14 protein-coding genes are annotated in these 12,521 nt (G+C 59.6%); 7 read left to right on the top strand and 7 right to left on the bottom strand.

Features of this window, described 5'->3' with window-relative positions; all coding sequences use genetic code 11:
• Positions 1 to 6 precede the first annotated feature (6 nt).
• Positions 7 to 2,061 (top strand): S9 family peptidase, encoded by a 2,055-nt coding sequence (locus tag AC07ZE_RS08015; RefSeq protein WP_207263069.1) that lies wholly within the window; start codon positions 7 to 9, stop codon positions 2,059 to 2,061.
• A gap of 216 nt (positions 2,062 to 2,277) precedes the next feature.
• On the top strand, positions 2,278 to 2,751 hold the full coding sequence (locus AC07ZE_RS08010; protein ID WP_207263067.1) for a cyclic nucleotide-binding domain-containing protein: 474 nt from the start codon (positions 2,278 to 2,280) through the stop codon (positions 2,749 to 2,751).
• On the opposite strand, the gene AC07ZE_RS08005 is transcribed toward AC07ZE_RS08010, so the two are convergent.
• The gene (locus tag AC07ZE_RS08005; protein ID WP_207263065.1) at positions 2,748 to 3,038 is read right to left on the bottom strand and encodes a hypothetical protein; all 291 of its coding nucleotides are present in this window, start codon (positions 3,036 to 3,038) and stop codon (positions 2,748 to 2,750) included. The genes AC07ZE_RS08010 and AC07ZE_RS08005 overlap by 4 nt on opposite strands.
• 96 nt (positions 3,039 to 3,134) lie before the next feature.
• Between AC07ZE_RS08005 and AC07ZE_RS08000 the strand changes: the two genes are divergently transcribed.
• From AC07ZE_RS08000 to AC07ZE_RS07985, 4 genes are all read left to right on the top strand, one after another.
• The gene (locus tag AC07ZE_RS08000) at positions 3,135 to 3,821 is read left to right on the top strand and encodes a spermidine synthase (RefSeq protein WP_207263063.1); all 687 of its coding nucleotides are present in this window, start codon (positions 3,135 to 3,137) and stop codon (positions 3,819 to 3,821) included.
• 49 nt (positions 3,822 to 3,870) lie between these two features.
• A complete protein-coding gene (locus AC07ZE_RS07995; protein ID WP_007898702.1) occupies positions 3,871 to 4,242 on the top strand; it encodes a YajD family HNH nuclease in 372 nt (123 codons plus the stop codon).
• A gap of 191 nt (positions 4,243 to 4,433) precedes the next feature.
• Positions 4,434 to 4,904, top strand: a complete 471-nt coding sequence (locus AC07ZE_RS07990) for an RNA methyltransferase (RefSeq protein WP_137804605.1) — start codon at positions 4,434 to 4,436, stop codon at positions 4,902 to 4,904.
• A gap of 84 nt (positions 4,905 to 4,988) precedes the next feature.
• On the top strand, positions 4,989 to 5,366 hold the full coding sequence (locus AC07ZE_RS07985) for a YgaP family membrane protein (protein ID WP_207263061.1): 378 nt from the start codon (positions 4,989 to 4,991) through the stop codon (positions 5,364 to 5,366).
• A gap of 131 nt (positions 5,367 to 5,497) precedes the next feature.
• Here AC07ZE_RS07985 and AC07ZE_RS07980 read toward each other — a convergent pair whose 3' ends face one another.
• Positions 5,498 to 6,727 carry a hypothetical protein gene (locus AC07ZE_RS07980; protein WP_207263059.1) on the bottom strand — a complete coding sequence of 410 codons (1,230 nt, stop codon included), beginning with the start codon at positions 6,725 to 6,727 and terminating at the stop codon, positions 5,498 to 5,500.
• A gap of 36 nt (positions 6,728 to 6,763) precedes the next feature.
• On the bottom strand, positions 6,764 to 7,213 hold the full coding sequence (locus AC07ZE_RS07975) for a YcgN family cysteine cluster protein (RefSeq protein WP_207263057.1): 450 nt from the start codon (positions 7,211 to 7,213) through the stop codon (positions 6,764 to 6,766).
• Between the two features lie 279 nt (positions 7,214 to 7,492).
• On the opposite strand from AC07ZE_RS07975, the gene AC07ZE_RS07970 reads away from it, so the two are divergent.
• Positions 7,493 to 8,086, top strand: coding sequence for a nitroreductase family protein (locus tag AC07ZE_RS07970; RefSeq protein WP_207263055.1), 594 nt, complete (start codon positions 7,493 to 7,495; stop codon positions 8,084 to 8,086).
• 64 nt (positions 8,087 to 8,150) lie between these two features.
• On the opposite strand, the gene AC07ZE_RS07965 is transcribed toward AC07ZE_RS07970, so the two are convergent.
• The 4 genes from AC07ZE_RS07965 to AC07ZE_RS07950 all read right to left on the bottom strand — a co-directional run bounded on the left by AC07ZE_RS07965 (position 8,151) and on the right by AC07ZE_RS07950 (position 12,431).
• Positions 8,151 to 9,083 carry a D-2-hydroxyacid dehydrogenase gene (locus AC07ZE_RS07965; RefSeq protein WP_207263053.1) on the bottom strand — a complete coding sequence of 311 codons (933 nt, stop codon included), beginning with the start codon at positions 9,081 to 9,083 and terminating at the stop codon, positions 8,151 to 8,153.
• 120 nt (positions 9,084 to 9,203) lie between these two features.
• The gene (locus tag AC07ZE_RS07960; RefSeq protein WP_207263051.1) at positions 9,204 to 9,497 is read right to left on the bottom strand and encodes a YcgL domain-containing protein; all 294 of its coding nucleotides are present in this window, start codon (positions 9,495 to 9,497) and stop codon (positions 9,204 to 9,206) included.
• The gene (rnd, locus tag AC07ZE_RS07955) at positions 9,494 to 10,627 is read right to left on the bottom strand and encodes a ribonuclease D (RefSeq protein ID WP_207263049.1); all 1,134 of its coding nucleotides are present in this window, start codon (positions 10,625 to 10,627) and stop codon (positions 9,494 to 9,496) included. The genes AC07ZE_RS07960 and rnd overlap by 4 nt, the downstream gene beginning before the upstream one ends.
• 154 nt (positions 10,628 to 10,781) lie before the next feature.
• Positions 10,782 to 12,431 carry a phosphoethanolamine transferase gene (locus tag AC07ZE_RS07950; RefSeq protein ID WP_207263047.1) on the bottom strand — a complete coding sequence of 550 codons (1,650 nt, stop codon included), beginning with the start codon at positions 12,429 to 12,431 and terminating at the stop codon, positions 10,782 to 10,784.
• Between the last annotated feature and the right edge of the window lie 90 nt (positions 12,432 to 12,521).

The raw sequence follows: 12,521 nt of genomic DNA, 5'->3' as shown, positions 1-12,521 counted from the left end.
TCCTTCATGCCCCTATCCGCCAACGTTTCCGACGCCCCGATCGCCCGCAAGGCCGAGGGTGATGACCCGTATGCCTGGCTGCAGGAGCGCGACACCGATGCGGTGCTCGACTACCTGAAGGCTGAAAACCACTATCAGGAGGCGCAAACCGCCGATCAGGCCGGACTGCGTGAAACCCTGTTCGAGGAGATCAAGGGCCGGATTCTCGAAACCGACCTGTCCCTGCCCTCGCCGTGGGGACCTTACTTGTATTACACGCGCACCACGGCGGGTGACGAATACGCCCGGCATTACCGCTGCCCGCGTCCGGCCGACGACAGCCTGAAACTCGACGAAAGCCAGGAACAACTGCTGCTGGACCCGAACGCACTGGCCAACGGCGGCTTCTTTTCCCTCGGCGCGTTCAGCATCAGCCCGGACCACCAACGCCTGGCCTATAGCATCGACTCCACGGGTGACGAGATCTTCACCTTGTTCGTGAAGGAATTGTCCGACGGTCGCGTCAGTGAACTGGAGTTCCAGGACTGCGATGGCAGCATGACCTGGGCCAATGACAGCCTGACCCTGTTTTTCGGCGAACTGGACGACACCCATCGCCCGCACAAACTGTTCCGCTATCGCCTGGACGGCACGGCGGCCGAAGAAGTGTTCCATGAGCCGGACGGCCGCTTTTTCATGCATTGCTACCGTTCCAGCTCCGAGCAGCAACTGCTGTTGTCTGTCGGCAGCAAAACCACCAGCGAAGTCTGGGTACTCGATGCCAACCAGCCGCAGCATGCCTTTACCTGCATTGCGCCACGGGTCGAAGACCATGAATACGACGTCGACCACGGCGCGCTCGACGGCCAATGGACCTGGTTCATACGCACCAATCGCGACGGCATCAACTTCGCCCTGTACACCGCCGTCGATACCGGCGTCGCGCCCGTCGAATCCGCCTGGCACAACCTGATCCCCCATAGCGACACAGTGATGATCGAAGGCATGAGCCTGAACGCTGGCGCCATGACCTTGAGTCTGCGAGAAGGTGGCTTGCCGATCATTGAAGTCTACCCACAGGACTTGCCGAGCTACCGGGTGCAACTGCCGGACGCAGCCTACAGCCTGCACGTGCAGAACAGCCTGGAGTTCATCAGCGAGCGGATCCGCCTGCGCTACGAAGCGTTGAACCGTCCGGCGCAGATCCGCCAGCTGGAACTGGTCAACGGCGAACAGAAAGTCCTCAAGGAAACGCCGGTACTCGGCCCGTTCGACGCCGATGCCTACGTCAGCCAGCGCCTCTGGGCGACAGCGCCCGACGGTACGAAAGTGCCGATCAGCCTTGTGGTCAAACGCGAAGCGCTCGGCAAGCCGACGCCCCTGTACCTGTACGGCTACGGCGCCTATGGCGAAAGCCTCGACCCGTGGTTCTCCCACGCACGCCTGAGCTTGCTCGATCGCGGCATGGCGTTCGCCATCGCTCACGTGCGCGGCGGTGGCGAGCTGGGTGAAGCCTGGTATCGCGCCGGTAAACAGGAACACAAGCACAACACCTTCAGTGACTTCATCGCCTGTGCCGAGCACTTGATTGCCAATGGCTTCACCACCGCGCCACAACTGGCGATCAGTGGTGGCAGTGCCGGCGGTCTGCTGATCGGGGCGGTACTCAACCAAAGGCCGGAGCTGTTCGGCGCAGCAATCGCCGAAGTACCGTTCGTCGATGTACTCAATACCATGCTGGACCCGGATCTGCCGTTGACCGTCACCGAATACGACGAGTGGGGCAATCCTGAAGAACCGGACGTCCATGATCGGATCAAGGCCTACGCCCCGTACGAAAACGTCACCGCGCAAGCCTATCCGGCGACCTTGGTGATCGCCGGCTATAACGACAGCCGCGTGCAGTACTGGGAAGCCGCCAAGTGGGTCGCCAAGTTGCGCGCGACCAAAACCGACACCAATCCCCTGCTGCTCAAGACCGAACTGGGCGCCGGACATGGCGGGATGAGCGGTCGGTATCAAGGATTGCGTGACGTAGCGCTCGAATACGCATTTTTGTTCAAGGTTTTGGGGGTTGCCTGAGGAACTTGGCGCGGTACTCCGGTCTTAATTCCGGACACCGGGTCCGATGCAACAATGATCCCCTGTGGGAGCGAGCCTGCTCGTGAAGGCTATGTTTCAGTCGACATATGTGTTGAATGTAATGGCCACTTCGCGAGCAGGCTCGCTCCCACAGAAGGGATTGCGGTGATTTCAATATCAAGCCCGTAACAGACACATCAATAAAGACCGCCCGATATGTCAGAACCGACTCATCTGAACAACGAAATTCGAGACTGGCTGATGGACTGCGGCCTGTTCAACCAGTTGTTGCCAGCCGACTTCGCCGCGGCCTCGGGTTATTTCAGTATCAGCACCATTGCCCAGGGTGAAGAGATTTTCCACGAAGGCGATGCCGGCAGTTTCATGTGCATCATCCACACCGGTCAGGTGGCCGTGCAGAAGACCACCAGCGACGGGCAACTGGTGACCATTGCTACGCTGCGCAGTGGCCGCTCGTTCGGCGAAATGGCCGTACTCGATGGCGAACGCCGCTCGGCCAGCTGCGTGGCGGCGAGCCACTGTCAGTTGCTCAACCTGGGCAAGGATTCCCTGGAAAAAATGCTTAACGATGCGCCGAAAATCGCCGCCAAGATCATCCGTGCCCTCGCCGTTTCCCTCTCCAAGCGCCTGCGCATGGCCGACGGCCAATTGCTTGCGCAGCAGGTCTAACCGCCGGGCGACTTGACCTTCGGCGGATTCTGATCGATCCCTGGCACCGGCTGATCCTTGGTCGGCGGGCTGGGCATGTCGATCGGCACCAGTGGTGGACCGCCGCTGCCGGGGCCGACCTTGGGCAAGGGCGCAGGGGTGATTTGCGGATACGGCGTGGGTGTCGCTGTGCCAGGTGAACCGGGCATCGGTGCGGGACTGACGGGCGTGGTTTGCAGCGGTTGGGCCTGCACTGCAGTAATCGAGAGCGCGGCCAGTGCAATGACCGTTAGAATGGTGCGCTTCATCAATGGCTCCGTTGGCCTTGTTGTCATGTGCAGGCTACTCCCAACTGCGTCCGTTTGCCCTCCCCTCTGCCGCCATTTTCTCCTCAAGTGAGCCCCATGAAACGTTTCGTTCTACTCGACACCACCCCTATTCCCGAGAACGGCGGTGCCCTGTGCCTGTTCGAATACGGCGAGGACTTCGTCATCAAGATCCAGGGTGGTGACGGCGGACAACTGATGAACACCCGCATGCACGGCTCCGAGGATGCCTTGGCCGAGATTCCTTGTCGCAAGGTCGCAGGGCGCCCGCATTCGCGGGTGCTGATCGGTGGCCTGGGCATGGGTTTCACCCTGGCCTCGGCGCTCAAGCATTTGGGCAAGACGGCTGAAGTGGTGGTCGCCGAACTGGTACCGGGCGTGGTGGAGTGGAACCGCGGGCCATTGGGCGAGAAAGCCGGGAACCCGTTGCTTGATCCGCGCACCGTCATCCGCATGGCAGACGTGGCCAAAGTACTGCAAGCCGAGCCGCAAGGTTTCGATGCGATCATGCTCGACGTCGATAACGGCCCCGAAGGCCTGACCCAGAAGGCCAACAGCTGGCTCTACTCCGCCGGCGGCCTGAGCGCCTGCGCCAAGGCCCTGCGCCCAAAAGGCGTACTGGCGGTCTGGTCAGCCAGCGCAGACCGGCAGTTTTCCGACAAACTGAAAAAAGCCGGGTTCAAGGCCGAGGAAGTGCAGGTATTCGCCCATGGCAACAAGGGCACCCGCCACACAATCTGGATTGCCGAGAAGCTCAAGGGCTGAGCTAAACTCTGTTCATAACCGTCATTAGTCTTTTTACAAAGGTGAACCCATGAGTTCGTCCACCCCAACCAATACGTCGAAGCTGGACCGCATCCTCGCCGACAACCAGCGCGACAAGGAAATGGGTTACCGCGACAAGGCCTTGAAGATGTACCCGCACGTGTGCGGCCGTTGCGCCCGTGAATTCTCCGGCAAGCGCCTGAGCGAACTGACCGTGCATCACCGCGACCACAACCACGACAACAACCCGCAGGACGGTTCGAACTGGGAGCTGTTGTGCTTGTACTGCCACGATAACGAACACTCGCGCTATACCGACCAGCAGTATTTTGATGAAGGGTCGTTGAGCACGCCGAAGATCGCCAAGGCGACGCATAATCCGTTTGCTGCCTTGGCCGGGTTGATGAAGAAAGAAGACTGAGATTTTCAGTGACTGGGCGGGCCCCTTCGCGAGCAGGCTCGCTCCCACAGTGGTTTTGTGTACACCACATATTCCCATATGGGAGCGAGCCTGCTCGCGAAGGCGGCTGCCCAAACACCACCAATCTCAAACTGCCCCCCCTGCCCCAATCCCCGTATAATCGCGCTTTTTTCCCGAAAGGCACCCCGCTCGTGGCAGACAAACGGTACAGCTGCATTGGTTTGTATAACCCCAAGTCACCGGAGAACGTCGGTTCGGTGATGCGCGCCGCTGGCTGTTATGGCGTGGCATCGGTGTTCTATACCGGCAAGCGCTATGAGCGTGCTGCCGACTTCGTCACCGACACCAAGCGCGTCCACTACGACATCCCGCTGATCGGCATCGACGACTTGAAGAAAATCCTGCCGCTGAACTGCGTTCCGGTCGCCGTGGAGCTGGTCGACGGCGCCCGTCCGTTGCCTGAGTACACTCATCCGGACCGTGCGCTGTACATCTTTGGCCCGGAAGACGGCTCGCTGGATAAGGACATTCGAGACTGGTGCGAAGACGTGGTCTACATCCCGACCACCGGCTGCATGAACCTGGCCGCCACGGTCAACGTTGTGCTGTACGACCGTATGGCCAAGGGCCTCAATACCCGCTCGGGGCCGAAATTCCGCTGAGTTGCGGCCTATCCGATGGAACCGGCTGACCGTCCCGGCAGTCAGCTGACTATCCATTACTGAACCGAAGCCTGGAGACAGATCATGAGCGAACTCAAACGCGTAGAGCGCATCGAATCCACCCCGTTCCAGACGCATACCGACCACAACGTTCAAGGTTGGGAACGCATCGGTTCCCTGGCCGGTGGCGCAGTGATGGTGGGCAAGGGTCTGCGTCGCGGCGGCATCTTCGGCTTGATTCAAGTGGCCATCGGTGGTGTCGCCCTGGCACGCGGCATAACTGGCCACAGCTCGGCGAAAAGCCTGCTGGAAAAAAGTCGTCAGGACATGAACAACGTGCGGGCGAAAATCCAGCGCGCCGGTGAAGAGTTGAGCCAGTTGAAGGCCAATGCCGAGGCGGCGACCAAAACCGCGACCGTTACCGGGAATGAATCGTTGAAGTCGCCGAAAAGCGGGGGTTGATCCTGATAGTTCAGTGAGCCTGATTCGGCCCCTTCGCGAGCAGGCTCGCTCCCCCAAGGGATCCTCAGTGAACACATAATTTGTGAACACCAGGATCAAAGGCGGGAGCAAGCCTGCTCGCGAAGGCGCAATTACTGAAGCAACCCGGTATCAAGCACTCTGGAGGAGTCGCCAATCACGCTCTCCGAGAGCTGAACGAACTCCTTGGTATCCAGACTCCCCAGCCGCATCGCCCCGCGCAGTACATCATCCAGCGAACGCTTGTTACGAGTCTTCAGGCGAATCTCGCGATCCAGCTCCTGCATCAACACCACCGCTTTGGAAATCTGCGCCGGGCTGGCCTGCTCGCCGCGCAAAGTGGTGACTTTCTGACTGTCCTTCGCCAATCGTCCCTGCAAACTCTGGTAGCGCTCGTCACTCATGCCACCCGCGCGTCGCACCAGTTCGATGGCGTAGTACTCGGCAAAACCTTCACTGATCCAGTCACTGCGCTGCCGGTCGTTTATCCGCCCGAACAGCTGGGCCAACTCCCGCACCAGTGCACTGCTGCCGCTTTCACTGACCAGCGGCAAGCGGCTGTTCAGGTAGATCGACTCATGCGCGGCGAGACTGCCACGCCACATCGGATCATTGGCGCCGACGATCAGCAGCTTGGTGGGATGACGAGGGAATACGGCTTGCACTTGCGGCCATACGAACGTCAACAGGGTCAGCACATCCATTCGCCGCATACCCTGGCCTTGGGGCGACGCCACGGTGACTTCGGTTTCCCCCAGGCGAGTGCGGCGGCTGCCCAGATGACCGGCGAGCATCCAGCCGGTGGGCCGGTCGAACAAGCGGGAGACGTTGTCGATGCGGAACTTGTTCTTGCCGATTCGCGGCCAGGCGGTTTCGACGCTTTTCCAGCCGTTGGGCAACTCGAATTCAAGGCGTGACACCAATTCGATACCGTCTTGCTGGTCAAGCCTGGCGGCGGGTACCAGATCGTCACCGCGCAGTAACGCCCAGGTCGGGGTCATGCGCGTATCGAAGCTGCCGCTCTTGCGGCCTTGGCCGATGCGTACACGGTAGGTCAGACTGACCTGGTCGGCAGCCGGATGCCAGACACCTCGGGCGTGCTTGCCCGGTGTCAGTTGCCACTGGCCGTCGGCCTTGAAATCGCTGTATTGGCTTCCATCGCCAAGGTTGAAATCCAGACTGCGGACCGCCGAACCTTGCGCCAGCGTGAGGCGCACTTCAGCCTGGTCGCTTTGCGGCAACAGGCGTACGTGGTAATCCAGGTCGACCTTTTTCGCCGCCCACACCGGCGAACTCAAGGTCAGTAGCCCAACGAACAATGCCCGCTGCCATCCCCCAGCCATACACACTCCTTGGTGCAACATTAACTCGCTGGTCGATCAACCCGCCCGGAAAATCAGATGGTCTTCCCAGTCATCTTCGGGGACGCTGCCTTCGGCGAGCATGCGTCCTGACTGGGAAATGCGTTCGTGATGCACGGCATCGCGATCCCCGCACACCAGGTGATGCCACAACGGCAAGTCCTTGCCCTCGCTGACCAGACGATAACCGCAGGTCGGCGGCAGCCATTTGAATTCATCGGCCTTGCCCGGGGTGAGCTGGATGCAATCGGGCACCGACTCGCGACGGTTCGGGTAATCGCTGCACTGGCAGGTTTTCAGATCCAGCAGTTTGCAGGCGATTCGCGTGTAATAGACGCTGTTGTCGTCTTCATCTTCGAGTTTTTGCAGGCAGCACAGACCACAACCGTCGCACAGCGATTCCCATTCCTCTTGATCGAGTTGATCGAGGGTTTTGCGTATCCAGAACGGTTCGACTTTGGCGGCCATGGCTCAAGCATCAACATCAGGTGGTGAAAAGGCCGCCAGTCTAGTGCCCGCAGCCGCGCGGGCCAAGCACTGGCGACTGCCGGTAGATCGGGGCTTGTCAGTTTTGGCGTCGCCAAGTAGCTTTGCCAGTCGCAAGGAGCCCTACCCAAGTGCCATTAACGCGCGACCGCGTTGCATGACGGTGAACCGCCACGGCTCTCGACAGACCTCATCGCTCAGCCCAACTGCGCCCGCAGGTTCAGACGTCCCTCACATTCAAACGTAGCAAGGAATCTCTTGATGAGTGCAAACCCACGCGTTGCCGATTACGCCATCCACCCTCAGTTCACCGATCGCTGGTCGCCCCGCGCCTTCACCGGCGAAACCATCCCGCAAGAAACCCTGCTGAGCTTCTTCGAAGCCGCACGCTGGGCGCCTTCAGCGTATAACTCGCAGCCTTGGCGCTTTCTCTATGCACGTCGCGACACGCCGAACTGGGAGCGTTACCTGGGCCTGCTGAACGAGTTCAACCGCAGCTGGGCGCAACACGCCTCGGCACTGGTGATCGTGATCTCGAAGACCACCTTCGCAGTGCCTGGCGCCACCGAAGAAACCCCGGCCCTGTGGCACACCTTCGACACCGGGTCGGCCTGGGGTCACCTGGCGCTGCAAGCGAGCATCAGCGGCTGGCACACCCACGGCATGGCCGGTTTCGATCAGGAACTGACCCGCAAGGAGCTGAACATTCCGCAGGGCTACGCCCTGCACGCCGCCGTGGCGATCGGCAAACTGGGTGACAAGGCCACCCTGGCCGAGTACCTGCAAGCCCGTGAAGAGCCAAGCCCGCGTCGTCCGTTGAGCGAACTCGCTGCTGAAGGTGATTTCGCCCTGTAACCAACACCACAAAACCAATGTGGGAGCGGGCTTGCTCGCTCCCACATTTTGATCTTGGGTGGACTCAATACCCGCGTTCGAAATCCACTTCCCCGCGCAACGCCTCACCCGCCTGATACGCCCGCAGGTTCTCGACAAACAGCTTCACCATCAAGGATGGCGACGTCGGTGCCGAGCTGTGACCGGTCAGCAGCAGGCCCCAGGCCGTCCAGAACGGATGCCGCTGTGGCAGTGGCTCCTGACGGCAGACATCGATCACCGCCCCCACCAGATGGCCTTCTTTCAAAGCTTCCACCAGGTCTGCATCGACCACCGCCACACCGCGCCCGACATTGATGAACAACCCGGTCGGCTTGAATTGTTTGAACAGTGCTGCATTGTAGATATCGTGGGTGTTCGGTGTATTTGGCAGCAGATTGATCACGTAATCCACTTGACCAACCAAACGCGGCAAGTCGGACAATGAGCCGACTTCGACAAACGGCGCCTGTTCACGAGCCTCACTGGCGATGCCATACAACTCGACGCCAAAGGGTACGAGGAACTGCGCCACGGTCTGCCCGATGTCACCGGTGCCGACGATCAGCACCTTGCGCCCCGCCAGGCTCTGGCCATGGCGACTGTCCCACTTGCGCTCGACCTGGCTGACCAGCCGTGCCAGCACTTCTCGCTCGTGACCGAGCATGTAGGTCAGCACGTATTCGGCCATGACCTGGCCGAAAATCCCCACTGCGCGGGTCAGGCGATAGTGGCGTGGCAGACCGTCGGCCAACAGCGGCGTGATCCCCGCCCAAGTCGACTGCAGCCATTGTGGCTGGTGGCCTTGACGCAGCAGGGTCGCCAGCAGGTCGGGTTGGCCGAGCCAGACCGGACACTCGGCAGCCTGGCGAGCCAGTTCGGCGGAGTCACTGCTGGTCAGCACTTCCAGCTCCGGCGCGGCCTCGCGCAGGAGTTGGGCGTACACAGGGTGGTCGTGTTCGGCAATCAGAACGCGCATGCTTCAACCTTTCAAAAAACGCTGCAGACGGCCGCCGACGGAGCATCCCCGCGTCGAAGCGGCCATCGCCAAAATCATTCCAGTGTTTCACAAAGGCTCTGAACAGAGCCTGTCTGCCGGTTACATCGGGTCGTTGCGGCGCAACAGCTCTTCCGGCAAGTGCTCGATGTATTCCTCTTCGGCCGGCGGCATTTGCAGGTGATAGCCCTGCTTCTCGAGGTTTTCCAGGACGACGGTGATGTCCTCGCGCGACAGCTTGCGCTCGGGGGTCAATACCAGGTCGAAAGCGTGGATGGCTTTGCCGAAGGCGGCCATCAACGGTTCCGGTACACGCTCGAGTGCATCGCTTTTGAGCACATAGAGGTACATCTCGTTTTTCTTCGAACTGCGGTAGATGGAGCAAATACGTTTCAAGGCTGTTCTCCGGCGGTGGCCAGGCTGTCGAGCAGCGCCTGGCCCATCAATTCGCGGCGCCAGCCACGCAGCGAATCAGGCAATTGGTAGGGACCCTTGGGGAAGCCGCTCTTGAGCAGCGCTTCCAGGGTTTTCTTGCGCAGCATCAGTTCCGGTGCGATGTTCAGGCGCTCGGCCTCGGCCTGGCCGATGGCTTTCAACTGCTTGAGCAGGGCGGCGGCGTCCACCGGCAACGGCTCCGGTACGGCTGGCGGCCATTGATCTGGCGACACACTGCCAGAGCGCTTGATCAGATCAAGCAGAAACTCGCCGTCCTGACGCACGGTACGCGGGTGCATGTCTTCGATTTTCGCCAATGCGCCGAGATTGTCTGGCTGGGTGCGCGCCAGTGGCCACAGCGAGTGTTCGCGGATGATGCGGTTGCGCGGCAGGTCACGGGCACGGGCCTCAGTCTCACGCCAGGCGCAGAGTTCACGCAGCACGGCCAGTTGGGCGCGGGACAGTTTCCAGGCCAGCTTGGCGTCGCGATAGACCTCATAGGGGTCGGTCTCGCGGCGCAGGTTGGCCACCAGTTCGGCGCCGTCTTCCAGGACCCATGCATATTTATCGTCGGATAGCTTTGGACGCAGCTGTACGAAAACTTCCGCAAGGTGCACGGCGTCTTCAGCGGCGTAGCTGATCTGGGTCTCGGACAGCGGACGTTGCAGCCAATCGGAACGGGTTTCGCCCTTGGGCAGATCGATGCCGAGCACTTCCTGCACCAACCGCGAATAGCCCATGGAAAACCCCAGGTTCAGGTACGCGGCGGCCAGTTGAGTATCGAACAACGTCGCCGGCAGGCTGCCGGTCAGGCGCAGCAGAACTTCGAGGTCTTCGCTGCAGGCATGCAGGACTTTGACCACGGCCGGGTTTTCCAGCAGCGCGGCCAGCGGCTGCCAATTGTCGATGCTCAGCGGATCAATCAGATAGGCGCGCGTGCCATCGCCCACCTGCAGCAGGCCGGCGATCGGATAGAAGGTGTCGACCCGCATGAATTCGGTGTCGAGGGCAACGTAGGGCAACTGCTGCCACTCGGCGCAAAACCGGCCGAGGCTATCGTTGTCGCGAATCCAGTGAATATCGATGGCCACACGGCTCTCCCTTGAAGAATGGCCCGCAGTATATATCGCCCCCGACGATTTCCGCGCATCCACTGAACAAGAGCTTGAGCGAAAAAACCTTACACCGTGCTAGAAAAGCCGCCATTTGCCCGACACCAGTACATCAGCGACGTATTGAACGCTGTCACTCCTTGGCCAACACCCCGTCGATCACTGCCCCACGGCAACCGGAAAACATATCCAGATCCTGGTTGTAGGCCTTGCTGTTGACCTCCAGCAACCCCAGCATCGAATGAAACAGGTTGTCCTGGCTCAGGGGCTTTTCCCGGCTCAGTTGCAGGCAATGGGTGTCCACCGAAAACGACTTTTGATAGCTGTCGGAGAACCAGGCCAGCATGGCTACATGCTTCTGTTGCTCCGGTGCCAGCATGTAAGGCGTGCCGTGCAGGAACAGGTTGTATTCGCCCAGGGATTCACCGTGGTCGGACAGATACAACATGGCGGTATCGACCTTGTCCTGATTGCTGCGCAACAGGTCGATCAAGGTCGACAGCACGTGGTCGGTATACACCAGCGTGTTGTCGTAGCCGTTGACAATACTTTCGCGACTGCAATTGTTCAGCGCATTACTTTCACAGACCGGGGTGAAGCGTTCGTATTCTTTCGGATAGCGTTTGAAATACTCCGGGCCATGGCTGCCCATCTGGTGCAGCACCAGAACGGTGTCTTTATCGAGGTTGTCGATAAAATGCTGCAGGCCTTGCAGCAGGATCTCATCGCGGCATTCACTGTTGGCGCACAGCACCGGGTCTTTCAGGTTACTGACATCGTCGAGTGTCACCCGGTCGCAAGTACCCTTGCAGCCCGACTGGTTATCGCGCCAGATCACATCCAGCCCCGCCCGCTTGAGCACGTCCAGCAGACCTTCTTCATTCTTTGCCTTGCTGGCGTTGTAATCCTTGCGACCCATGTTGGAAAACATGCAGGGCACCGACACGGCGGTTTCCGTACCGCAGGAGTGCACGTCCGTGAAAGCGATCAGGCCGGCCTCTTTATCAAGTTTTGGCGTGGTATCGCGGTCGTAACCGAGGATACCGAAGTTCTCAGCCCTCGCACTCTCGCCCACCACCAGCACGGTCAGGGATTTGCGGCCATGGGTTTGCCAGGCGGGGTTTCGCTGGGCATCCTCACCGACTTTGACAAAAGGTTGTTGCGCAGAGGCGACCTGTTCGCCCAAGTAATTAAATGAGGCACCGATGTAGTTGCTGGGCACCAGCATCAAACGCAGTTCATGGTGATTACGAAACAACGACGAAAGACCTTGATAGTTAATCAATGCCACACCACCAATGACCGCAACCGATACAATACTTACCAGAACCTTACTTAATAATTCATGGTGCCAGCGACGGTAATTGATCGGCGTCACCCACACTAACCACGCCGGAAAAACACCGAGCAACACTATATACACAAGCAACTTTATCGACAGTAAGTCACGCACTTCCGTGGCATTGGTTTCTGCGAAGTTGCGCAGCATGCCTGCATCGATCAATACGCCATATTGACTCATGAAATACACAACGCCGGCGCTGATCATGAACAGCAACATCAGGACCGGCTTCAGGACAGGCCGGAATGCCAGCAGGGTCAACACTATATTGAAGGCCGCCAGGATCATTGCACCGAACGCAATGCGCATGACGATACCTTTACCGTCAGCCGCGGTGATTTCAAACAGGTGTTGCCACAACACCAGATTGAATGCGATCAATAAAAAGGCACTGGCAATGAGCGTCACCCACTCCGGGCGCACGGCTTTAATCTTCAACATGATGATCGACTGTTCCTGAAAAGAAGTGCCTTCGATAAATGTGAAAATTTCATTTACCGCAACAGCACTAACTCTAGGCAGCCAACCATC

The organism is Pseudomonas sp. GW101-3H06, from assembly GCF_059424605.1.
This window is presented reverse-complemented; position numbering and strand designations above follow the sequence as displayed.

Coding starts and splice junctions, on each gene's coding strand:
- AC07ZE_RS07970 (WP_207263055.1), top strand. CDS start 7,493: ATGAGTGCAAACCCACGCGTTGCCGATTACGCCATCCACCCTCAGTTC.
- AC07ZE_RS08015 (WP_207263069.1), top strand. CDS start 7: ATGCCCCTATCCGCCAACGTTTCCGACGCCCCGATCGCCCGCAAGGCC.
- AC07ZE_RS08000 (WP_207263063.1), top strand. CDS start 3,135: ATGAAACGTTTCGTTCTACTCGACACCACCCCTATTCCCGAGAACGGC.
- AC07ZE_RS07995 (WP_007898702.1), top strand. CDS start 3,871: ATGAGTTCGTCCACCCCAACCAATACGTCGAAGCTGGACCGCATCCTC.
- AC07ZE_RS07980 (WP_207263059.1), bottom strand. CDS start 6,727: ATGGCTGGGGGATGGCAGCGGGCATTGTTCGTTGGGCTACTGACCTTG.
- AC07ZE_RS08005 (WP_207263065.1), bottom strand. CDS start 3,038: ATGAAGCGCACCATTCTAACGGTCATTGCACTGGCCGCGCTCTCGATT.
- AC07ZE_RS07985 (WP_207263061.1), top strand. CDS start 4,989: ATGAGCGAACTCAAACGCGTAGAGCGCATCGAATCCACCCCGTTCCAG.
- AC07ZE_RS07975 (WP_207263057.1), bottom strand. CDS start 7,213: ATGGCCGCCAAAGTCGAACCGTTCTGGATACGCAAAACCCTCGATCAA.
- AC07ZE_RS07965 (WP_207263053.1), bottom strand. CDS start 9,083: ATGCGCGTTCTGATTGCCGAACACGACCACCCTGTGTACGCCCAACTC.
- AC07ZE_RS07950 (WP_207263047.1), bottom strand. CDS start 12,431: ATGTTGAAGATTAAAGCCGTGCGCCCGGAGTGGGTGACGCTCATTGCC.
- AC07ZE_RS08010 (WP_207263067.1), top strand. CDS start 2,278: ATGTCAGAACCGACTCATCTGAACAACGAAATTCGAGACTGGCTGATG.